Here is a 23,443-nt window from a genome sequence, read left to right as displayed (position 1 = left end):
GTCATTATTGCGGTGTCAGAACCGCTGCCTGCGCAGATGCTTCACATTCAACAGAACAACACCCAGTACGGGCGAGCCTGCTTCTGTCAATTTCTCTAGCGCTTCTGATAGTTGAACCGGTTCTGTTTTGGTCACATCACACAGGAGTACTAAAGCATCTGCATGTCTTGAAAGCATAGCGGCATCACTAAACCCTTGTACCGGCGGCACAGATACTATGAGTCGATCATAGAACACGCTTAGCTTTTGAATGAAAGATCCAAAGCGCGGTTTCGACAACGTTGCAATAGGGTCTTGAGTCTGTTTACCCGCGGGTAACACGGTTAATTGAGACTGTTCAATCCGGTGGGAGCTGGCACTAAATTTTACCTTGTCGTTGACAATGTCAGTAATGCCTAGGTGGTCTTGGTCTAAAGAAAGAGACGCTGATACGCCTGCGGTTCTGAGGTTAGCATCCACAAGAAGGGTTTTTTCTACCTGACTGTAAGACTCAGCGAGTTTTAACGTAAGCTCAGTATTTTGGCGGTAGTGCTCCACACCCGTTATGCCCACTACGCGATTAGGCTCACCTCTTTCCATTACGATTATCGCGGTGCGCAAAGTGCGAATCGCTTCTTCATAGCGCCCTTGTGCATGACTCTGTTTGCCCATAAAAAATCGAAACGGTTGTTTTGGCACTTCGGCGATAATAGACAAGCGAAATCGGCCTACTACCCTTTTGTAACGGCTTCGCTTATCACTGACTAGGTGCAAAACAAGGAATAAGCCAATACTGAACAAGGTGGACAATATCACGATTACAGCCATGGTAAGGGCCACGCGAGGTGACACTGGAATTGTCGGTATCTGCGCCTCATCAACCACTGCATACTGTGGTTGTTCAGTGGCATCCTGAAACACCTCGGCGTCCTGTAACCGTGCTAGAAATACGGAATATAATTGCTGATTGGTTTCTACATCGCGCCGTAAGCGTGTAAGCTGAATTTCCAGTTGCCCTAGTTCACTGTGTTGCGCTCTGGCCTGGCCAATTTGCTCACTCAGGTTTTGCTGGCGCAAACGGGTGGCTTCTATCTTTTCAGTCAGTGCCAGTCCAATTTCCTCCACCGTTTCTACGAGTTTACGTTGCCATTCATCAACCGATGCCGCAGCAGCCTTATACCGCACATGTTTTTCTTTATAGCGCTTTTTAACTTCTTCAAATTCAGTGAGTTTGTGCTGGATGTTCGTTCTTAATGTTCGGATAAAGTCATTATTAGCAATAAAGGGGACTTGCAGCTGACTATTGAGATTGCCGTTGGTCAGGTCGAGCTGCGTTTTATTGGCTAAAAGCTCGCTGAGTGTTTTATCCGCGGCTAATTTTTGATGCATTAGCGCCACGATTTCGCTTTGAAGCAGGTCCATCTCGCTTTTCACGTCTATGATGTTATTTCCCACCATAAATTGTTGAAGTGCTGCTTCTGAGGCATCTAGCCCTTGGCGAATAACACTGATTTGGTCAGTTAACCACGAAGAAGCACTTTCTGCATTTGCCTGCTCTTTCGATGACAGATAATTGAAAAACAAAGGGCCCATGGTATTAACAATGCTCGCCGCCAATTCGGGGGATCGTGCAACATAGGTCAGGGTTAACATGTCGGTGTTCGCCACCACAGAAACCCGCAAGTCCTCTCGAAGCACATTTACCGCATGATCAACAGAGGGGAAAGCGTTTCCCTGGTCGCTAGGCGCCAGAAACTCCTGCTCAAAATGAAGGTTCAGCTCTGTAACTAATGCCTTTAAGAACTTTCTGGATTTGAGCATTTCAATATGCGCGTCCAAATTACTGTCATTACTGCCTGTAAGACCAGAAAATCCAGACAATTTTAGTGAAGACGCAGGCGCGGTGAGCTGAACCACTGCCGATGCAGAATAAAGCCGAGGCATATTCTGAACGTACATATATCCCAAGCAGGTAAGCAATGTAGTTGTCAGTATGATCGCCCATTTGGTATTCCACAAAAATGCGAACAAATCACCTAAATCAAAGGACACTTCTTGAGGTGCAGACGCGACGCGGTAAGCATGATTGTCACGCATCAGAAGAAGCTCTCCGGAATTTCAATCACGTCTCCGGGCAAAACCTTAGATTCAGCGGTGACGTCATGTCGCGTTTTATTTGGACCGCGTGTTAAGTACCAACCGCTATTTGATGCCCGTGGCGTCAGCCCGCCAGCTATCGCGATGGCCTGACTGACAGTCAGACCAATCACATATTCATAAGCTCCTGCCGATTCCACCTTTCCGCGAATATAAAAAGGTCGGTACCTATCAATAGCCACGCGCACTTGAGGTTCAACCAGGTAGCCATCATCTAGAGCGGCCATGATCGCTTTTGAGATTTCATCGGGGGTTTTTCCTACCACAGTAACAACGCCTACAAGGGGCATATTGATCGTGCCGTGGGTACCCACTTTTTCCTTGACTGTCAGGTCAGGCTCATTGTGAACCACCACATGAATGTGATCACCTACGCCAATCGGTAAGACCTGCGCATTCAGTGGCAGCACAATCAACAGCATAGAGATAAAAGCGATCAACCTGTTCATGAAGCCAGTTTATGCTCCGTCGGTGCATAAGCCAGAGGCGCTTCGAGTAGTAAATCGCGCGCTTCACTCTCATTGTTCTGAGTGAGGGCATAGTTTATCCTGTCCATTAGCATCACCACGTCAGAAAACGGAATACGTACCTCATTGGCACCCATTATTCTTGGGTGAGCAGTTTGCGTTTCAGCATCATCAATCAGTAATTCTTCATACAGCTTTTCACCCGGGCGTAGTCCTGAGAACACTAACTCAATGTCACCCTCATCGTCTTTTCCACGTTTCACCGTTAATCCCATAAGATGGGCCATTTTTACTGCAAGATCAGTGATTTTTACCGGCGGGCCCATATCCAGTACAAACACTTCGCCATCACTGCCCATGGCACCTGCCTGTATGACTAGTTGAGCCGCTTCCGGGATCGTCATAAAGTAGCGAATGATGTCAGGGTGAGTCACCGTTATCGGGCCCCCTTGTCGTATCTGGCGGTCAAAAACCGGGACAACCGATCCTGATGAGCCTAGTACATTGCCAAACCGGACAATCGCAAACTCTGTTTCTGAGTTTAGTTCCGCCAGCCCCTGTACAAAGAGCTCAGCAAAGCGTTTCGTTGCGCCCATGATATTGGTAGGACGGACTGCTTTGTCGGTTGACACCAAAACAAACTTTTCCACTTGATACTCAGCGGCTACTAAGGCGGTATTAGCGGTACCAAAAATATTATTGCGAATACCTGCGGTTATATTGTGTTCTACCATAGGCACGTGCTTATAGGCAGCAGCGTGGTATATCGTCTGAATGTTAAAGCACTCTATGGTACTGCGTAATACATCATTATCCTGAATAGAGGCTAATACAGGGTGCAACACCAAATTGGGGTACTGTCCTTTGAGTTCGTGCTCAATCTGGTAAAGGTTGAATTCACTCAGCTCATACAAGGTCAGTGATGCGGGTTTTCCTCTTGCAATTTGACGACATAATTCGCTGCCTATTGATCCCCCTGCCCCAGTGACCATTACATGTTTACCGGCAATATTTTGGCTAAGCAAATCGGCAATAGGCGGCACGGGCTCTCTGCCCAGCAACTCTTCGATTTTGACTTCTCTTAGCTCACTAATTTTCCGCTTGCCAGAGGCGACCTCTGTGACATCAGGTACCGTTAACAGCTCAAGAGCAAACGGTTCAAGCTCTGCCAGTAACTCTTTTCTGCGTTTGGCTGATGTATTGTTTACCGCTAATAGAATCTTGCTGATGTTATACTTTGTCACCAGCTTAGGGATCTGTGCTTTGTCTACTACGGGTAGCCCCATCACTGAGCTGCCCAGATACTTTTGTTTCGCATCGACAAATGCCACAGGCTGAAGTTCAAAGCCCTGGTTCAGCGCCATAGCTAATGAGCGGCCCGCGTGCTCAGCACCAAAGATCAGACACTTTTCTTTTTGACCGTATTTTTCCCATTGCGTGGTCAACATAATAAGCAGCCTCGGCCCGCCCATTCCTATCCCCGCAAAGGCCAGGAACAAAATGGGTACGCTCATAGGCATAAACACTGCGCCGCCTGCGCCAGCAATGTATAACAAGGTGACAGACACGATAAGGCTTACTGCCAGAGGCAAGAAAGAACGAGGAGCCAAGTAACGCAATATCTGCCTGTAGTGGCCGAGCAGCTGTAATGCTGTCAGAGTAAAAACTGAGATACCTAATAACAAAACAAGCTCAGCTTGGCCTACTGGGTAAGCCGATAGCCCCACTCTTACCATGTAGGCAAATAGGAAGGAAAAACAGATTACACCAGCATCCCAGACATACTGAACCCCCACCTTCGCCCATTGGGGCCAACTAAATAGCGCGTTGAGTAGTCGCATGACTAGCCTCCATCATGACAGAATGAATCGCTTGCTGCGTCAAAGCTATCTCGTCGTCTGTAAGTGTTGGATGGACTAAAAACATCAAGCTGATGTCTGCCAGCTCTTGTGCGTTTTTCAATGCGGCCTTAGGCCTGAAGTCTGTACCGTCGAACGCTTTTTCCCTATACATTTCAGAGCAAGAGCCGGAAAAGCAAGGTACTCCCAGGGCATTAATTGCATCGATAATGCGCTCTCTAGTCCAGCCTTTCGTCAGATATTCCGGGTTTACATAGGCATAGAATTTATAGTGTGCATGTTCAATATCTGCGGGTATTTCTGGGACTTCAAGAGCAAGATATTGACGACAGGCTTCTGCCAAAGCCTGCGCATTTTGGGCCCGCTGAGCTTGCCACTGTGGCATTTTTTTCAGTTGAATTCGTCCCACTGCAGACTGCATTTCGGTTAATCGCCAATTGGTACCGAATGATTCGTGAAGCCAGCGAAAGCCAGGCGGGTGCTGTTTGTTATACACAGCATCATAGCTTTTACCATGATCCTTGAAAGACCAGGCTTTTGACCACAATTGCTCATCATTCGTGGTTACCATGCCGCCCTCACCGGCTGTGGTCATAATTTTGTCCTGACAAAATGACCAGGCCGCAATATGTCCCCAACTTCCCACTGAGCGGCCTTTGTACTTAGCACCATGCGCCTGAGCACAATCCTCTACCACCTTTAAATTGTGCTGTTCTGCCAGCGCTAAAATTGGCGACATATCACATGGCCACCCCGCTAGGTGCACACAAAGTATGGCGCTTGTTTTATCACTGAGCACAGCAGAAATGGTCTCTGCAGAGATATTTTGCGACGCTTTGTCAACGTCGGCAAAAACCGGTACAAGCCCTGCCAACACTATGGTTGACACAGACGCGATAAAAGAACGTGACGTAACAACCACTTCACTGCCTTTGGGCAGGTTAAGCGCCTGCCATGCCAGATCAAGAGCGACAGTGCCATTGGCTACCGCAATGGCGTGTTTGCAATCGGCGAATTCAGCAAACTCTTTTTCGAATTCCCGACCTTCCGTACCCGTCCAGTAGTTAACGCGATTGCTTTGCATTACCTTCAGGACCGCTTGTTGCTCTGTTTCGTCATAGCACGGCCATGGCGAAAAAGGTCCATTCAACATGGTTTTTCCCCTAGTTTTTTATCATTATTTTTGCTGGTGAACCGACAGCAGAATGCCCTTCAGGTATATCGCTAATCACTGTCGACCCCGCACCCACGATGCATTTATCACCAATTTTTTTCTGTGGCAGGATAGCGCTTCCTGCCCCAATTAACGTTTCTTTACCCACTGTGACACCGCCACACAGATTGGCCCCGGGCGCAATATGCGCGCCGTCGGCCACAACACAATCGTGATCGACGGTAGCAGCTGTATTAACAATGCAACCTAGGCCCAAACTTGCGTCTGCGTTGATCACCGCCTTTGCCACTACCAGACTTGCTTTACCAATCTTGGCTGACGGGCTAACCACTGCCGAGGGGTGCACCAAGGTGGCAAGCGATTTTTTTCGCTCAATGAGCGCATTCAACAAACGCAAACGCACAGCGTTTGCACCAATTGCCACAAAATACGCCGCCTTGTTAGTCGCCTCAATTGCCTGCTCACAGGTTCCCTGAATGTGATATCCCAAAGGTTTGGAGCCTTCGGGATTATCATCAAACACCCAGATAGTCTGATAGCCCATTGCGCATGCTGTTTCGATAACCACTTTGGCATGACCACCAGCCCCGATTATGACCAGTTCAGTTCGCTCACTAATCACTGGATTTACTCCCTTCAAACGGCTTCATTGTGGCACTCTCAGCGCCGCTTATTCCCTCTCGTTTAAGCACTTTGAACAAAGTAAGCACCAAAATTTTCATATCCAGCCAGGTAGATTGATTGTCGACGTACCATACATCTAGTGAAAACTTCTTTTCCCATGACAAGGCGTTTCTGCCATTAACCTGCGACCAGCCTGTAATACCCGGCCTCACTTCATGCCGCCGATGCTGCTGCGGGTTATACAAAGCGAGATATTCAGGTAACAAAGGACGGGGACCAACCAAGCTCATGTCCCCTTTAAGTACATTGATGAGCTCAGGTAATTCGTCGAGACTGGTACTTCTCAGCCAACGACCGAAACGGGTTAACCGCTTGTCATCACAGAGCAAATTTCCACTTTCATCACGCGCATCCGTCATGCTGCGAAACTTAACCATTTCAAAGAGTTCACTATTGCGACCGGGTCGCGTTTGCTTGAAAAATACCGGGCGCCCCAAATTGGCAGCAACAAGCAAATAAAGAATAAAGAACAAGGGCATTAACAACAGCAGTGCTATCGCCGATATCAGAATGTCTAGACAGCGTTTCATGCGGTACGCCCCTTGTGGTCGGCTAACACATGCTGGTAGAAGTGAGACACCTCCAATGCATTCTTTTTTACATTCATCACACTTGAGACTTTTTCAAGCCCACGTTCTACCAACGCCTCTGACTGCGCTTTTTGTTCGATGGCCTGACAAATCTGGGCAGCCAATGAGACAGGATCTTTTGCCTTGGCCATATAGCCGGTCACGCCAGGCTCAATAAGATCTGGGAAACCACCAACGTTTGTTGTCAGTGTGGGGATTTTGGAATACATAGACTCTACCGCGCCCCCCACATTTTCTGAGTGAGACGGGTGTACGGCTAAATCGAATTGAGGGTACAGTGAGGGTACATCTTGTCTTGTACCCAAAAAGACACAAGCATCGCCCACTTTCTTGTGGGCAAATCGCTTCACTGATTCAAAGTAACGGTCTGCTTTACCCCACGGACCACCGATCATGACGCAACGTACAAAGGGATACTTTTTTAAGACGATAGCCAATGCTTCGATCAGGTCTTCATGACCTTTTAGACCGCGGGTTTGTCCTAGAAAGCGTTTTGGTGCATAAAAATAAGCCACCATACCCACGACGAAGGTGTTGTTGTCTGCCCCAATCAACCCACGCAAATCTGTATGACTTGGCTTTGCATGTAAAAAGTCTTCAGCATTGACACCGTAGTAGGCCAGACCAATTTTGTTTTTATTAACACCAAACTTATTTAGGGCATCACGCGTCCATTTACAAGAAGCGAGGTAGTAGTCGTGCTGATTTGCTGAGCGTAAATCCATATAACGATAAAGCACATGTTCTAAGTGCAGAGGACCTGGAATGTGAAAAACTTTTGGAATGCTGTGGTGCCTGAGAGCCAAACGCATCAGCAAAGTGGAAGTGACAAAGTGACTGTGCACTATATCTGGTTGAACCTGCTCGACCAACTGCGCCAACGCCCGTGCTTTCGCACGGTTTTTCCACCATGCTGTGAGCGCCAATGAGGGATCAAACTCATGCACTGTCATACCTGCCAGCCGATACTTTTCAGTCATAGGGCCCTCTGGCATGGCAATATGCACCTCAATGCCCTGGGCTACCAATTCTTTAGTTTGACGAAGTGCCCATGTTGCACCTACAGCGGTTTTAATTAAGTGCAGCACTCTCATAAGGGGGCCTCTAATAGATGTTTGTACAGGGCTTCTCTGCGAATTTGTAATTGCTTATCATGAAAGTCCATTGCGCGATGATAGTGACGTTCACAGAGCTTGTGTCTGCTGGATAAATCGAGTGTTATGGCGCGGGTTATAGCACTGACCAACAGCTCTGAAGAATGTGGTGCTATTACCCAGGAAGGGGGCAAAAGTTCATTCACACCCCCTACGTCGGTCGCGATACAAAACTTGCCTCTGGCCATAGCTTCTATCAAAACCCGTGGTAATCCTTCCTGTCGCGAGGGCAAGACAAAGCAGTCGGCGTTATCAATGTATTGACGCATGTCGTTTCTGTTGGCCACATTACCCACAAACTGTACCTGCGAATCAAGGTTGAGCGCACTGGCATAGTCCTGCATGTTAGCCAGTAGACTCCCTCCACCAATCCATGTGAGCTGACAGTTCACGCCACTATTTTTCAGTACAGCCAAGGCGTCCAACATTAAGTCACAGCCTTTATAGGGCTGAGATAAGTTACCGATACAGAGCAGCTTCACGGGCGTTGACCATGTTCTTTGTATTGGCTCTTTAAAATCTTCGTCACACAAGTGGATGGACGAATAATGGGTAAAGAGTGCTGCTTTATTAGGGGGATATCGCCGCTGCAAGGCTGACTCAGTAACATAAGATATCGCATACGCCCCTTTGCACTGTCGCTTAAGCAAGTAAACAAAGAAATACCGCAGTAAAGGTCTAAGCGGATGTTTACTGGCAGCACGTGTAAAGGTATCTGCAGGATCGCCTACCACTTCAGCGCCATACACCGATTGCCTGCTACCCGCTGTGACACTGTAAAGCCAGGCCAATATGCCAGGTACGCGATAAATAACCCTTCGTTCTATGCCGCGCCGAGACGCGAGCACAGACAATGTCTTAGGCAAAGCCTTAAGTAATCCCATTGGACCTATGTATCCGGGTAATGCCGTAATTAAAACATTATGTCCGGTGACTTGCCGCCACCCCGATTGGGCCACGCTCACATCATGTACACGGGCCACAATATTAACCTGTGAAAACACGGCGAGATATCGCTGCCAAAACGCATAAGGAAAGGCATTTTCGGTCCAAATGTGACCTTCTCTACAGCGAAAAAATCGCTTTTCAATTACGATGTCAACAAGCATGTTAAACCTGAAAGTACAGCCTCCCGCGTTGCGATATAAACAGCAAGCCAACAAAAATGATCACGCTGTAAATAAAGGCTTTAAACAAAATAAGAGATTCACCCCGAATCGCATACACAAAATAAAAGAGTGCATAGTATGTTAATAGCACGCCCATCGGCCGATTTTGCAGAAAGCCGCGATAAGTCCACGCCAAAAAGAAGGCGATGAAAGCAAACAAGAAGGGAATGCCCGCAATGCCAAAGTTAATCAGTGCCTCTCCTTCAATGGAAAAGCCAAATGCGCCATCATTGGCGGCCGGTGAATATTCGCGGCTAAACCAAATAGAGAGGGGCGTGGTGAGCTTTATTGCGCCTAATGTAAGCATATTAATAAAGCTAGAAAAGTATGATGCCCCCCAGCTCACTAACTGGCCTTGCTCCAGCCACAGAATGATGTTGGTTGTCACCATCAGATTGCTGCCCTGGTTTAAGAAAGACGCTAGTCCACCTCCGTCGAACTCTGAAGAGCGGCCCGCTGACATGAGGGTAAAACCCACCGCGGCAACCACAACCCCCACACTAAGCTTCCACAAGGGCAGAGGCTTGTCTTTATAAAACCAAAATACCAAGGGCACACCGATAAGCGCAAAATCCCGCTCACCCATGTAAAAGCAATAGCTAAAATAAAGCAGTATGATAGCGGCAAATGACCACGCTTCACCGCGACTTAGCGCGTGTTTTGGAGCAACGGTAAGGTAGCAGAACAAACACAACGGCCACAGCGTTAAAATGACGTAGTGGAATATGCCGACCGCAGCAATACGCTGCACCTTGTCCAAGGGTGCAAAGCCTATTTTAGCCAGTGCAAGCGCAAAGAGAAGCGCAACAGGTACAGTGAGTAAGAGGCGGGTAATTTGTTTAACCAAGACAGGCTCTTTGATTACCAGGCGATAGGGCATATCGAGTTTTGCCACAAAATTTGATGGAAAAAGTGCGAGTGTGGCAATGGCCAGAAAGAAAACAAACGCGGCTTCGTCCATGTAGTCGCGCTGTATACCACTATAAATCCCAAACCCTAAAACATCGGCCAGATAAGGGCCAAAACAAAAATACAGATAACAGAACGAATAAATAGCCAATGGAGAAATTTTGCCTTTATTGACGAAAAACTCCCACAATATTCTGGCAAATACCAGTATGACTGATAATGTGAAAAACAGATGCTCAAACATGTTCACCTGCCAAATGCATCTTCATTTTCCTGAAGCAACACAGGAATTGCAGCCCCCCACAACAGGCGACGATTGCGATCAGACCAGAAAACCCAAACGCGTAAAACCCCAACCAACCCAACACTGAGCAGAGTCCCGTGTTAAGCAAAGTTAATACAAGTAAAAACCGGTGATTGTGCGTTACGATCAGCAAATAATTAGCAAAAGAGAAAAGAATTGGGCCAACGGCAAACCACAGCGTTTGGTGATATACCGCCATTAAGTCGACTTGCAACAAGTTGATATTATTGTGAGCTTGCCAAAATGGAGACGCCAGCAGCGGAAGGTGAAATACCTGCAGAGCGATATATAAGAGCGCGAGCAAGCCCATTGTTTTGTAGAGGCTTTGCATGAAAATGGCGTTCCGCTCACTCGCAACCTGCTTGCGCCAGTGCGCCAACTGAGACTGACAGTAGGCATTGCTAACAATAAGGGCGACCATGATCAAAAAGCTGCTAACAGTAAACACCGCCAGTTCCTGCACATGACTGTCACCACCTAGTACATACCGAGGAATGTAAAAATAAACAGAGAATACAAGCGCATTAAGCGAAAGTGGTAATGCTTGGGCAGCGACACTGAGCGATTTACCCATGGTGCGTTTTTGTTGTGTTTCAAAAAGCGCATCGAGGACAAACAAGACACCAAGCACACTGAGACCAATGATAAGTGAAGCAGACCAAAACGTGATCACAACGCCAAGCAGGGTAAACCCGGCTTTTCTGATAGCCCTTAAAAATAAAGCGCGCTTAGCATTTTTCTTGATAAGGTCAGCAATCGCTATGTCGTAATAAAACTCACCGTTTTTACAGACAAATAGCGCAACAGCAAGCAGTAAGGCACCCTGCCAGTGTCCAATTGCCGCTATAACACTGATGCCAAGCAGTGAAAAAGCGAACCGAATAACAACAGTATGGTGACTGACATCTTCATCACCACTCAGTAAGAAATTTCTGGACGGCGTGGCTAATAACAAACACAAAGGCGCAACGATGGCTAAAAGCAGACTGAAATCTGCGACACTGTTAATACTGGCCGTATGACTCAGCCACAACACAGCGAACCACGGCACAAGGAATGCCGTAGCCTGAAAGACAAGCAAAGAAACCGTCGAGCCGAACCGCCCAACGGTTCGATCAAACAGCTGGGTATAGCGCATTTATTATTATTGATCCCAAAAAGCTGTAATATTTTTTTACATCCATGCAACATTTTTATTATTCCAAACAGAACAATAATGGAATTTTGACGATTTTCCTACACTTTGTGTCAAAAATTCGACAATAAAAATGCAAAAAACGCCTCTATTGGGGCGTTTTTTCTTTGAGAAACAATAAACGGGTTAATCGCTGTGAAGTGCATCGATGGGATTTAGTTTGGACGCTTTAACCGCGGGAAACACGCCAAAACCAACTCCCACTACCATACAAATGGTCAATGACAAAAAGATTGCCGGCAAGGACCAACTTACTGCCCAGCCAGAATAGAAACCAATGACCTCCGAGAGAACCAATCCAAAAAAGATACCTAACAAGCCACCCAATATAGAAATAGTAAAGCTCTCAGCAATAAATTGAAGACGAATATTTTTTTGCGTCGCGCCAACAGCTCGCAACAACCCGATTTCTTTTGTACGCTCCATCACGTTGGCCAGCATTATGTTCATAATGCCAATACCGCCGACTAGTAGCGAGATACCAGCAACACAAGCCATAACAATATTAAATATTTGTTGCGTCTGCTTTTGCTGTTCTAATAACGCAGCAGGAATAATCAACTCGTAATCGTCGAGACTTCCATGGCGCATTGCTATGAGGCTGTCGATAGCCTGGGCAGCAATGACGGGGTCGGTGCCTTTCGCAATATTCAGCTTAATACTGTCTAACTGACTGGCCAATACATCACTGGCAAACTTATTGATACTGGTACTCAAGGGCACAAATATGCGATAGCGATCTCCGCCAATTTGCACGCCCTGAAATTCATTTTTGCTCCCCTCAGGTGCCTGCAATACGCCAATGACTTTTAACCAAACATGGTTCACTTTTACAAACTGTCCAATCATCTCGTCGGCGTCTTTGGCTGGAAACAACTCAGTAGCAGCATCGGCCCCCAACACTGCAACTTGTGCCAGCGCATTTTCGTCCTGCGTAGAGATAAAACGCCCTGCCGCCAAACGCAAATTGCCGTGTCCGAAGTAACTAATCGTCACTCCCCAGGCCTGCGCATCACTCTTTGCATAGTCACTGTATACATCGTGTAATTCTATATTTTTCGACGCGCTGTAATCATCTACAAAAGGCAAGGTCGCGAGAGCGGCATCCACATCTCCCATATTGAGCCCGAGCGATTCTTCGCGAATTTCTTTGAGCTCGTCTTTTTCATATGACCTAGCATTGACAATAATGTTGTTAACACCCATCGAATCAATTAGCTTTAGTGCCTCTTTTTCCGCACCTTCACCAATGTTCAGCATGGCAATAACCGCGCCGACCCCGAAGATCATACCCAGTAAGGTAAGGAATGTACGCAGCTTTTGTGACGACAGTTCATGAATGGCGTCGCCAATTAAAACGATATACTGATTCAACCTTCATCTCCTTCAACCGTTGAATTAGCCGGCTGAGCCAACGCGATAAGGTCTCCGCTTTCCAAACCACTGGTCACCTCAACAAGGTGAAGGTTTTTCCTGCCGCTGGTTACCTGACGTTTAATAAAGCGGTCTCCTTGCTGTAAAAACACATAGGAATTGCCGTCTTCGTGGTGCAGTGTTTGCAGCGGCACCACGAGTGTTGGCGTGGGCGCTTTTACTTTTATCGATGCACTAAGCTTTCTACCTGGTTGCATCATGTTTTTATCCTGCTCTAACAAAGTGACGATCAACTCAAAATAGGTCACAGGATTTCCACGTTCTATACTGCGAGGGAAGCCAGAAACTTGTTTAACTTCACCAGAGAAAACCTTACCTGGAAATGCATCCAGAACGATATCAACGGACTGCCCCTCCGCGAGATCTATCGCATCATTGGCCTGCACAAACACTTTGGCTTGCATGTTATCTAGGTTAGGAATTTGTGCGATTGGCCTTCCAGGGAAGATGGTTTGACCAACTGCAGGTTTCTCCCCCCGCCTGTCTTTTTCGAACACCAACAAACCGGAGAAAGGTGATACCACTTCGAGGCTAGATAACGCTTGTTGAAGCTGTTCAAATTTGCTGCCTACACCTGACTTGCGGATATCGAGTACGGCAATTTGACTATCGTGCTGCTGGTCGATACTGCTCTCTTTCCAGTTGAGAAACCCGTCTTTAGCTTCCAAAAAATCCCTATTGGCAAAGGTATCAATGATTTCCAGCTGTGAATATACGTTGATATCGTCAATGGCAAAACGCTCTACAAAGTCAAATTCATGGTCTACGAATATTTGGTCTGATTCGACTTCTTGTTTTTGCTCACGCTGTTGCGCCACACTTTTTAAAATTTCCTGCTCTAATCGCAATAGCTCCAGCTCTTCTGCGCGACTGTCCTTTTGGATACGCTGGGCATCAAAGCGTGCAATGACGTCTCCTGCTTCTACATAGCTGTTTTCTTCTTTTAGCCAAGCCAGTGTCATTGGGCGACGTCCGGGAGAAAATATCTTTTGAGACTGCGCCGCTTCTATTTCACCAAAACCACTTACCTGAATACCAAAGTCTGAGGCTTCAACTTCAAATACCGGGGTCGTTTGCGTAGTTTGCTCACCACAAGCCGAGATAAACAGCAAAGCAATAGGAAGTAAAACGTACCTCATGACGCCACCTTTGCCAATTCCACTGTGGCCTTCATGCCTGGCCGCATAATGTTTAAATCCATTTGCTCTAACTCTACCCATGCATCAAATACTACTTTTTGATTATTGGTGGATTTTTGTCTGTAAGATTGGCCAATTTCACTAATCTGGCCAGCAAAGGGCCGTTCTGGATAACCGTCTAAGGTCACTCTGACCGTATCACCCAGATTCACCTGTGACGTGGTGGATTCATCAAACTCCACCTTCACAGCAATCATCTCTAAAGAAGGTAAAGCCAGAATTCGCGCGCCCATGAAAACCGTGTCGCCCACAGCGGGTTTATCACCGTCACCATTGGGAATTAATGTCACCATACCCGCTTTGGGTGCGGTGACACTTAGCTTGGCGATGCTGTCATTGATCTGATCAACCCGGCTTTGTGCTTTATCAATTTTGGCTTGCTGAACCTGCTCGTCCAATACCATGATTTGTTTGTGTTTTTCTACTCGAGCGACGGCCTGTTCATAAAGCTCTGTAGCAATAACAAATTCAGACTGCTGCTTTCGCCTCTCTATTTCTGAACGGGACACGTCGGTAATTTCAACCTTTCTGCGTGCTATATCCTGATTTTTCTTTGCTTCTGCCATATCAAGAATGAGCTGTTCCAGCTTGGCTTCATTCGACAGCTTTTTATTTTCAGCTTCTTTTTTCTCTGCATTGAGCTCACTTTGACGCTCAAGGAGTTGCGTTCGCAAACGCTGCCCGTCAAATCGAATTAGCAAATCGCCTTCTTTGACCAGATCATTCTCCCGAGCCAGAAATTCAATTTTATATTCCCAAGTACGGGGAATATTGGGCGGCGTCAATGATATTTCCTGCAAAGATACTAACTCGGCAGGTGCATAAACCCCTTTTTTCAGTGTGCTTTCTACCGCCTTTTCTGCTGCTTGCTCTGAGCAAGCTGCCATTACCAATAGTGACAAGACTAAAACAAGGCTACGCATCTATAACCTCCTTGTTAACATGAATTCGCACGCTCATTCCTGGCTGTAATTTAACATCGGGCAAACCATCAAATTGGACAATAGCGGGGAAATAGGCACTCTTACTCCACTGTGGCCGGGTTTCGCTTTGCGGGCTCAGCGATACGATAGTGCCGTTGAATGTTCTATCCGGATAGGCATCTAACACGATTTCAACAGTTGTATCTTTTGACAAGCCTATCGCGTCTAATTCGTGCACCCAAGTTTCAATTTGAAACTTTTCTGTTGATTGCACATCAACCACATTCCAGCTTGGCCTGACGTTCATGCCAGGCGCCACCTTTTCACCAAACCAGGGGTGAATGGCATAGCTAACGGGTCCGGTGTATTCTGAAATAACCCGAAGTTGACCAAGAATATTATTGAGATACGCAATTTCTTCTTTGGTTTTAAGAATATCGACTTCTTTTTTTGTCAGCTCTGCCTTTTGTTCCTGCTTAGCTCTGGCATAGGCCTCTTCTGCCTTTACCTGCTCGAGCAACGCCCGTTGCAAAGCCAATTCATATTGCCCTTTGTCATAGGCACTGACCTCTGAGTCTGGCACAGAGGCTTCGATACGTGCTTTGTCGACTCGCATTTTCGCTACGGTCAAACTACCCTTGGCATCAATGACATTCTGTTCCTGTTCAATCACCAGTTGCTTTAGCTCAAGTTCTAGTCGGTCTAGATTTTCCTGCTGTGTTAGCAGTTGGGTTTGCTCAGACGCACCATCGAACACCACAACCGGTTCGCCTTTTTGCACAATTTTGCCTTCTTCTTCCATCCACTGAATTTGGATTTGCCAACGACTCGCCTGTGGCGCAACTACAACTTGTTTGGCCGAGGAACTAATACTGCCAGTGAGCAGTAACTCTTCAGCCTGAGTATTCAGTGATACAAGTAGACTCAGTGCGAGGAGGACTTTGTTATTTATCATTGATAATCACCCCGTCTTTCATATGAATCACGCGTTGCGCATACTCCGCGATGTCATCTTCATGGGTTACCATCACAATTGTCTGCCCCTGTTTGTGCAACTCTGTGAGTAACTGCATGATTTCATATGACGTTTTGCTGTCTAGATTGCCTGTAGGCTCATCGGCAAGTATAACTGATGGCCGATTTATAAGGGCGCGGGCAATCGCTACACGCTGACGCTGTCCTCCCGACATTTCAAAAGGCTTATGATGCTTCCGGTGTGTTAAACCCACTTTATCAATCAGTGACAACGCTCTTTCTTCGGCTTCGGCGGCTGGCACATCTGAATAGCGAAGTGGCAAACTGACATTGCCCACAACATCCAATTTAGGCAGCAGATGAAACGTCTGAAAGATGAAGCCAATGTGTTCATTGCGAATTTTAGACAGCTCGTCATCACTGAGCGAGGCAACATCTTTATTGTCCAGCCGGTAAGTCCCAGAGTTTGGTGTGTCCAGACAGCCCAGCACATTCATTAAGGTTGATTTACCTGAGCCTGAGCTACCCATAATAGCGACAAATTCATTTTGTTCGATCGTTAAACTGACATTGTTGATTGCGGTAACAATCTCTTCGCCGTTTTGAAATGACTTAACAATGTTCTGTAATTCCAGCATTTGGTTCCTTTTTTGACCCGGCAATATGACAGCCTGCGTTTATCACTACTCTGTCATGTCAATTCTGATAGACAGTAACCCTGCGTTTTTGGGAAGACAAGCACAAAGCGCTCAAGTGTGAACTAATTTGTAAGTGTTTGTTAATACCTGATTCGAGCGGCTTCCTCTTAGTTATATGAAGTTAGGTTTAGCTTAATCTCTAACCTCTGTGTAGATGCTTCATCATGACTAGCTTCTTGGAATACAGAGGTTGCTCCTCTTCGTAACGCGCCAACGCAGTCGCTTTTTTCATGTGACGCAAGGCCGCCGCTTCTTTGCCAAGTGCAGAATAAGACTTTGCGAGCCCAAAATGACTCTCATGCAAATAGGGGCCCATTTCAACGGCTTTTCGATAATAAGCCGATGCTTTGCGCCAATTCCCCTTTTTCTCCTTTTCAGCAGCTAAATCTAACCAAACAAAAGGGTTGTCATCATCTACAAATGAATACTTATCTGCAATTTCCTCGGCCTCTTCTACGCGACCTATTGATGCAAGTAGTTGAGCATAGTTTTCAAACAACACAAGGGAACCTCCTGAGTACTCAACCCCATAGGCAAATACGTTTAGTGCATCTTTTAGGAAGCCTTGTCTCTTATAAACAACAGCAACAGCATTTAGCAAACTTGCATTTTGAGGTGCAATACTAAGCCCTTTGTACAAATACGCTAATGCTTCCTGCATTTGGTTCTTCATCATTTTCTCAGCGGCTAAGTTCTGGTAATACATTGCTATTGCGTCCTTTTGTGCAACTCTTTTCCCAACTACGTACTCACTACTGGGAAAGTAATCAATAACCGCATAGCTACCTAATATGATATTCGCGAAATCGGAGTGAGGAGGTACGTTTGGAGAAAAGACACGCGTCTGAACATGAGAGGAGAGTGTGAGTATATTATTTTTTCTTTGATAGATAGGTGGTGTGTTTACTCTGCGGTATTGTACTTTTAACCCAACACTTTGCGCCAATCCCGCAGTCACGATTGCCAGCGAAAGGCAATTGCCCTCCATCTCATCCATAGCCTGACTTGCCTTTAATGTGCGTCCTTTGTAATCAAAGCTACTCATTTGAGATTCCAAGTAGTGCGCCAACCGCTTATGAGGAGCAATGTCTGTATTATCCTCATCGTAAAAGAAAGCGTGAAACTGACTGCGCTGCAATTCATTTAATGAAAACAGGCCTTCCGGATTACTTTTGTTCAGGTGCGTTGGCAACTCCCCTCTTAATGGAGGAGGTGGAGTAGGTTTATACGCGGTAACTTGATTGCTATTTGGCTTGCTGGCGCAGCCTGTTAGCATCATAACAACAAGTAGTATAAAGACCTTTATGTAAAATGGCTGCCGAATTTTGAAAACCATCTTGCCTCTACTTATCTCGTTTTTTAGACAATAGCTTATGTATCCTACGCCGAATATACACAAAGGTCATTACGGAAGTGACATTCAAACACTTACATTACCCTTGAGTCGGCGTGTGTATATGGCACATTTCAGAGATACATCTGGATAGCACCTTTTCGTGTACTTGCTCACGCCTGTAACAGCCCTAACCAATGATAAACCCATCGAACACTCGCTACCCTTCATCACTAATAGAAAGAAAACATAGGCTGCGTAAAGTAGAAACTGAGTTCTTATTGCCAACGTTTTCTTGATCTGCGTCAAGCAATATACTAAAGTTTCAGAAATTTCTGAACCTTTAGTAAAATTAGAACAATGAAAATGACCCCAATGCTCGAATCATTTGTATTTCACTTTGGCGAAATGGGTAGTCGATGGGGGTTTAACCGCACCGTTGGCCAGATATATGCCCTTCTCGTAATTACTGAAGAGCCCATCAGTGCCAATGAAATTGGTGAATGTTTGAATATTTCCCGTGGCAACGTGAGCATGGGCTTAAAAGAGCTAAGTAGCTGGCAGTTGGTTCACACGCTTCACAAACCCGGCGACAGAAAAGACTACTACCATACCAACGGCAGTATTTGGGACATGGCTAATCGCGTATTTGAAGAACGCAGAAAACGAGAGATCGACCCAACACTGTCGCTGCTCAGAGATATTCTTTTGGATAATCCGGGTAACGACGCAGAAAAATATGCACAAGTCAGAATTGACGAAATATATCGCCTGCTAGAAAACATTACTCAGTGGGCACAAAGTCTTCAGTCATTGTCACCAGAGAAATTAGACACACTCATGAAGTTGGGTTCGGGTGTTGGCAAAGTATTAGACATAAAAGACAAGCTGTTACAAAAACAACAATAAATGTAAGCGAGTGGTTTATGCATCGATTTTAAAAAAAACTTAAGGAGTAAGCCATGGATGTGTTGTTGCTGTCACGCATTCAATTTGCTGCGAATATCAGCTTTCATATTCTCTTTCCCACCATCACGATCGCCCTAGGGTGGTTATTGTTTTACTTTAAAGTTAGGTATGACTTTTCTAAACATCCAGTTTGGATGCGCGCTTATCGCTTTTGGGTAAAAGTGTTTGCATTGACCTTTGCCCTTGGCGTGGTGAGCGGTATCACCATGTCATTTCAATTTGGAACCAACTGGCCAGGTTTTATGGAAACCATCGGCAATATAGCAGGGCCTTTACTCGCCTATGAAATCTTAACCGCGTTCTTTCTGGAAGCTACCTTGTTAGGCATTATGTTGTTTGGGTTTCATAAGGTACCCGGCTGGCTACATACCTCGGCGACATTTTTGGTGGCCTTTGGTACGACCATGTCAGCCTTTTGGATACTAGTGCTCAACTCTTGGATGCAAACACCCGTCGGCTTTGAAATGCGGGAGGGTGTTGCGCATGCAACAGATTGGTTTGCCATTATCTTCAACCCCTCTTTTCCCTATCGCTTCTCACATACCTTGATGTCGTCTGCATTGACCGTTTGTTTCTTAGTAGCGGGGATCTCGTCATACCGCATTTGGCGTGGAGATGACAAAAAAGCGCCCATACTTACAATGAAAACCGCCTTGTTCAGTGCCGCTTTGCTGGCCCCCTTGCAAGCGTTTGTTGGTGACCTTCACGGGCTAAATACCCTTGAGCATCAACCCGCAAAAGTAGCGGCAATGGAAGGGGCATGGGAGACCAACAACGGCGCACCATTAATCTTGTTTGGCATTCCTGATGAAGAAGCGCGAACAAACCATTACGCTATTGAAATACCAAAACTGGCAAGTCTCATCCTTACCCATGATCTTAACGGTGAGCTAAAGGGAGTAAACGATTTCGAATCCCATCCTCCCGTTGCGCCGGTATTTTTTAGCTTTCGTGTGATGGTTGGCGTTGGACTGTTAATGATTGCTATAGCCTGGTGGTGTAGCCTGACATTAAAACGTAAAGGTCGACTGTCAAACCTGCAGCTTAAAGCGTTAATGGCTATGACGTTTTCAGGATGGGTTGCCACGTTGGCTGGCTGGTATGTTACTGAAATTGGTCGCCAACCTTATTTAGTCCATGGTGTACTAAAGACCGCCGACGCTGTTACCACTATTGCCAGTGAAAATGTAGCAATTACCCTTGCTGCCTATCTAACTATTTATGCAGTCTTGCTAGTCGCTTATATCAAAACCTTGTTTGGCTTGGCAAAGAAAGCGGTAGACGTCGAAGAGTACGACTTAACCTTGCCCGGCCTACCGGAGAGGAAAGCGACTTATACAGGTAAGGAGGCAAAAGCATGAACTGGTTTACACACGAGAACCTAGCACTTATCTTTGCAGGTCTAACCGCGTTCGCTGTTTTGCTTTACGCCATATTAGATGGCTATGACTTAGGGGTTGGAATCACTCTGCCCATGCATAACGAAGAATGGCGAGATACGGCGATTGCCTCTATTGGTCCTTTCTGGGACGCCAATGAAACTTGGCTGGTGTTGGCAGTTGGCTTACTCCTAGTTGCTTTCCCCTCTGCACATAGCGCAATTCTCAAGGCACTTTATCTACCTGTTGCTGTATTGCTGATCGGCCTTATTCTTCGCGGTGTTGCCTTTGACTTTAGGGCCAAAGTAAAGGCCCACCAAAAAATACGCTGGGATTGGTGTTTTAAAATGGGCTCTATTTTGGCCGCGTTCAGTCAGGGCTTCATGTTAGGCATTTATATAATGGGACTCGAATACACATCAGTAAGCCTACTGTTTGCCTGTTTTAGTGGAGTTTGTGTGGTAGCCGCATACGCTTTAATTGGCAATAACTGGCTCATCATGAAAACGAGTAACGCCTTACAACTGTTTGCAATTAGACGGAGTAAACAGGCTGGAACAATTACCTTTGGTGGTATTTTGGCTGTTTGCCTGGTTAATCCGCTGGTTAACACTAATGTGTACGAAATCTGGAGTACGCCACCCTTCGCCTCTTTATTTGCAGCTATACCACTAGTGTGCTTCGCTATGTTTGTATTGGGTTACCAAGTTTTAAAGCGCCTACCATTGGAAGATGACAAAGGAGCTTGGTTACCGTTTGTAATGACTATAGTGATTTTTTGTATGTGTTTCTTTGGACTAGCTGTGAGCTTTTATCCATTTGTCGTACCAAACCAAATTACCCTCTATGATGCGGCGAGTGCCAGAGATTCATTAATGATCATGTTTGTAGGATCGGTATTTGTCATTCCCGTTATTACCGCTTACACCTTTGTTGCTTATTACGCATTCAGGGGAAAAGCGGATAACTTACGCTATTACTAGAGAAAAGAAGAAAAAGGCATCAAAGTAAAAATATTTACTCTACGCCTTTTTTCTTTTAATCTTTACATTAGCACTTATATTTCTGCTTATAGGATCACCAATGGAAGACTTTTTTGATGAACTGGAAGAGCTAGCACTTGGAAGTCGTTTGAAGCGATTGAGTGATCGCATGTACGCAGAAGCACAAAGTGTTTATAAAAATCTCAACATCCCTGTTCAGCCAAAGTGGTTTTCTCTACTGGCATTGTTATATAAAAAAGAACGTATCAGTGTTGTTGAAGCTGCAGACAGCTTACAACTCTCGCAACCCGCGCTGAGTCAATTCTGCAAGCAACTCATTGCGGAGGGGCTGGCTGAATTTCACTCAGATAAAAAAGACTCAAGAAAACGCATCATCGCGCTTACTCCCAAAGGCTGGGTGACTATCAGCAACCTGCATATTACCTGGAAAGGGATTGAGCGTGCGGCGCAAGATCTCTGTAAGGAGGCTGATAATGATTTTTATCAGTCACTAGTTAAGTTCGAACATGCTCTGAGCCGTCAGAGCCTTCTCGAAAGAAGTCAAAGCCACTTAGCATTAATAACGGATGGACAACAAGTGGAGTTTATCCCCTTTCAAGATAACTATGCACCCTATTTTGATGTTATTAACACCGAGTGGATTGAATCTATGTTCACCCTGGAGGAAATAGACAAGCAGGTACTGCGCAACCCAAAGCAGTTTATTATTGAACCGGGCGGGCATATTTGGTTTGCCAAACATCCCTTGTATGGAATTGTGGGCGCATGTGCGTTACTAAAAAGTGGAGAAAACGAATATGAGCTCACAAAAATGGGAGTGCTTTCAACAGTAAGAGGGTTAAAAATAGGAGAAGCATTACTTATTCATGTTCTACATTTTGCCACTAAGACACTCAACGCCGATAGCATCTACCTGCTTACTAATAGAAAGTGTGAAGCCGCTATTCACTTATATGAAAAACTAGGCTTTATCCATAGCAAAGAGATTATGCGCAAGTACGGTAGCCACTACGAGAGATGCAATGTAGCCATGAATTTAACAGGAATCGAAAGATAAAAGTAAAAAAGCGGCCCGCGAGGGCCGCCTTTTGTAGCAGAGTGTTGACTCTGCAACCATGTTGAACTGGTTGTTGTCAGTTCTATTACAAACGCTCTTGAAGTTCAGCAGCGATTGGACTTGAATCTAGGCCTTGCTCAGCAATCCAGGCACTTAAGGTTTTGCCGTCTTGCTCTGGGCTACTGAGTGTTCTGCTAGGCATTTTCTTCACCATCAAGGTGCCGGTTTCTACCGCGTTGCTCAGTAGCGCTGTGCGGATAAGGCTTTGACCGTTACACGTGATACCGTCGTAGTAGTCGCGTAATTTCATTCTATAGTCTGACTGTACTGTACGCATTTTCTTGCGAAGCTCGCCTTTGTCATCAGCTTGTACAATGGTGCAGATGTTAGCACGGGCCTCGTTGATGTCTGCTTGTGCAGGCATAGCGAATCCAACAGTAGCGGCGGTAACGATTAGTGAAGCTTTAACTATTTTCAACATGGTTAAGTCCTCTGTAGTAGTTAATTAAGTTAAATTTGGTAACGCTGTGTGCGTTGTCGTTGGATGCATTAAAGCGCACAGAGGTGACTAAAAAAACAGCAGAGGTAATACTTAGGTATGTGGAATGATAACTTAATAAGACGCCCGTAGCCGGCAGGGACAATGTCCTACTCGCACAAGAGGAAACCCTGTACGACGCGGGTAGCCAGAAAGTAAAAAACCCCGGCCTTGAGACCGGGGTTCTTCGAATAGGAGTCTGGCGATGTGCTACTCTCACATGGGGAAACCCCACACTACCATCGCCGCTAACGTGTTTCACTTCTGAGTTCGGAATGGAGTCAGGTGGTACC

Annotated in this window: 21 protein-coding genes and 1 rRNA gene; 4 read left to right on the top strand and 18 right to left on the bottom strand. The window is 46.0% G+C overall.

The features are described 5' to 3' along the window. Positions 1-15 precede the first annotated feature (15 nt). The 16 genes from DRW07_RS00110 to DRW07_RS00035 form a co-directional block, all read right to left on the bottom strand. Positions 16-2,076 (bottom strand): GumC family protein, encoded by a 2,061-nt coding sequence (locus tag DRW07_RS00110; RefSeq protein WP_124025860.1) that lies wholly within the window; start codon positions 2,074-2,076, stop codon positions 16-18. Further along, positions 2,076-2,585, bottom strand: a complete 510-nt coding sequence (locus DRW07_RS00105; protein ID WP_124025859.1) for a polysaccharide biosynthesis/export family protein — start codon at positions 2,583-2,585, stop codon at positions 2,076-2,078. The genes DRW07_RS00110 and DRW07_RS00105 overlap by 1 nt, the downstream gene beginning before the upstream one ends. Further along, a complete protein-coding gene (locus tag DRW07_RS00100) occupies positions 2,582-4,444 on the bottom strand; it encodes a nucleoside-diphosphate sugar epimerase/dehydratase (protein WP_124025858.1) in 1,863 nt (620 codons plus the stop codon). Before DRW07_RS00100 ends, DRW07_RS00105 begins: the two co-directional genes overlap by 4 nt. Next, positions 4,419-5,615: a DegT/DnrJ/EryC1/StrS family aminotransferase gene (locus tag DRW07_RS00095; RefSeq protein ID WP_124025857.1), complete on the bottom strand. Its 1,197-nt coding sequence runs from the start codon at positions 5,613-5,615 to the stop codon at positions 4,419-4,421. The genes DRW07_RS00100 and DRW07_RS00095 overlap by 26 nt, the downstream gene beginning before the upstream one ends. A 10-nt stretch (positions 5,616-5,625) precedes the next feature. Then, positions 5,626-6,258 (bottom strand): acetyltransferase, encoded by a 633-nt coding sequence (locus tag DRW07_RS00090; RefSeq protein WP_165870348.1) that lies wholly within the window; start codon positions 6,256-6,258, stop codon positions 5,626-5,628. Further along, a complete protein-coding gene (locus tag DRW07_RS00085) occupies positions 6,251-6,850 on the bottom strand; it encodes a sugar transferase (RefSeq protein WP_124025855.1) in 600 nt (199 codons plus the stop codon). Before DRW07_RS00085 ends, DRW07_RS00090 begins: the two co-directional genes overlap by 8 nt. After that, the gene (locus DRW07_RS00080) at positions 6,847-8,004 is read right to left on the bottom strand and encodes a glycosyltransferase family 4 protein (protein WP_124025854.1); all 1,158 of its coding nucleotides are present in this window, start codon (positions 8,002-8,004) and stop codon (positions 6,847-6,849) included. Before DRW07_RS00080 ends, DRW07_RS00085 begins: the two co-directional genes overlap by 4 nt. After that, a complete protein-coding gene (locus DRW07_RS00075) occupies positions 8,001-9,173 on the bottom strand; it encodes a glycosyltransferase (protein WP_124025853.1) in 1,173 nt (390 codons plus the stop codon). The genes DRW07_RS00080 and DRW07_RS00075 overlap by 4 nt, the downstream gene beginning before the upstream one ends. Position 9,174: 1 nt before the next feature. Next, positions 9,175-10,386: a hypothetical protein gene (locus DRW07_RS00070; RefSeq protein WP_124025852.1), complete on the bottom strand. Its 1,212-nt coding sequence runs from the start codon at positions 10,384-10,386 to the stop codon at positions 9,175-9,177. Beyond that, a complete protein-coding gene (locus DRW07_RS00065; RefSeq protein WP_124025851.1) occupies positions 10,379-11,584 on the bottom strand; it encodes a polysaccharide biosynthesis protein in 1,206 nt (401 codons plus the stop codon). Before DRW07_RS00065 ends, DRW07_RS00070 begins: the two co-directional genes overlap by 8 nt. 183 nt (positions 11,585-11,767) lie before the next feature. Beyond that, complete coding sequence (locus tag DRW07_RS00060) at positions 11,768-13,015, bottom strand: ABC transporter permease (RefSeq protein WP_240630463.1); 1,248 nt, start codon at positions 13,013-13,015, stop codon at positions 11,768-11,770. Then, complete coding sequence (locus DRW07_RS00055) at positions 13,012-14,214, bottom strand: efflux RND transporter periplasmic adaptor subunit (RefSeq protein ID WP_124025850.1); 1,203 nt, start codon at positions 14,212-14,214, stop codon at positions 13,012-13,014. Before DRW07_RS00055 ends, DRW07_RS00060 begins: the two co-directional genes overlap by 4 nt. After that, positions 14,211-15,197, bottom strand: a complete 987-nt coding sequence (locus DRW07_RS00050) for an HlyD family secretion protein (protein WP_124025849.1) — start codon at positions 15,195-15,197, stop codon at positions 14,211-14,213. The genes DRW07_RS00055 and DRW07_RS00050 overlap by 4 nt, the downstream gene beginning before the upstream one ends. Then, on the bottom strand, positions 15,190-16,152 hold the full coding sequence (locus DRW07_RS00045; RefSeq protein WP_124025848.1) for an HlyD family secretion protein: 963 nt from the start codon (positions 16,150-16,152) through the stop codon (positions 15,190-15,192). Before DRW07_RS00045 ends, DRW07_RS00050 begins: the two co-directional genes overlap by 8 nt. After that, the gene (locus DRW07_RS00040; protein ID WP_124025847.1) at positions 16,142-16,810 is read right to left on the bottom strand and encodes an ABC transporter ATP-binding protein; all 669 of its coding nucleotides are present in this window, start codon (positions 16,808-16,810) and stop codon (positions 16,142-16,144) included. Before DRW07_RS00040 ends, DRW07_RS00045 begins: the two co-directional genes overlap by 11 nt. A 199-nt stretch (positions 16,811-17,009) precedes the next feature. After that, on the bottom strand, positions 17,010-18,206 hold the full coding sequence (locus DRW07_RS00035) for a tetratricopeptide repeat protein (RefSeq protein WP_124025846.1): 1,197 nt from the start codon (positions 18,204-18,206) through the stop codon (positions 17,010-17,012). A gap of 357 nt (positions 18,207-18,563) precedes the next feature. On the opposite strand from DRW07_RS00035, the gene DRW07_RS00030 reads away from it, so the two are divergent. From DRW07_RS00030 to DRW07_RS00015, 4 genes are all read left to right on the top strand, one after another. Beyond that, on the top strand, positions 18,564-19,112 hold the full coding sequence (locus DRW07_RS00030) for a GbsR/MarR family transcriptional regulator (RefSeq protein ID WP_124025845.1): 549 nt from the start codon (positions 18,564-18,566) through the stop codon (positions 19,110-19,112). Positions 19,113-19,165: 53 nt separating this feature from the next. Then, a complete protein-coding gene (locus tag DRW07_RS00025) occupies positions 19,166-20,533 on the top strand; it encodes a cytochrome ubiquinol oxidase subunit I (RefSeq protein ID WP_124025844.1) in 1,368 nt (455 codons plus the stop codon). Then, entirely contained in the window at positions 20,530-21,534 is a 1,005-nt protein-coding gene (cydB, locus tag DRW07_RS00020) for a cytochrome d ubiquinol oxidase subunit II (protein WP_124025843.1), read from the top strand. Before DRW07_RS00025 ends, cydB begins: the two co-directional genes overlap by 4 nt. Before the next feature lie 100 nt (positions 21,535-21,634). Further along, positions 21,635-22,612 carry a bifunctional helix-turn-helix transcriptional regulator/GNAT family N-acetyltransferase gene (locus DRW07_RS00015; RefSeq protein ID WP_124025842.1) on the top strand — a complete coding sequence of 326 codons (978 nt, stop codon included), beginning with the start codon at positions 21,635-21,637 and terminating at the stop codon, positions 22,610-22,612. Between the two features lie 85 nt (positions 22,613-22,697). Here DRW07_RS00015 and DRW07_RS00010 read toward each other — a convergent pair whose 3' ends face one another. Both DRW07_RS00010 and rrf read right to left on the bottom strand, forming a co-directional pair. Then, positions 22,698-23,093, bottom strand: coding sequence for a DUF3718 domain-containing protein (locus DRW07_RS00010; protein WP_124025841.1), 396 nt, complete (start codon positions 23,091-23,093; stop codon positions 22,698-22,700). Between the two features lie 254 nt (positions 23,094-23,347). Continuing rightward, positions 23,348-23,443: ribosomal RNA gene (rrf, locus tag DRW07_RS00005) — 5S ribosomal RNA — on the bottom strand; the annotation flags it as partial.

Source organism: Paralteromonas sediminis (genome assembly GCF_003820355.1).
GTDB lineage: Bacteria > Pseudomonadota > Gammaproteobacteria > Enterobacterales > Alteromonadaceae > Alteromonas_F > Alteromonas_F sediminis.
Note: the sequence above shows the minus strand (reverse complement) of the source record. Positions and strands in the feature narration are given on the sequence as shown.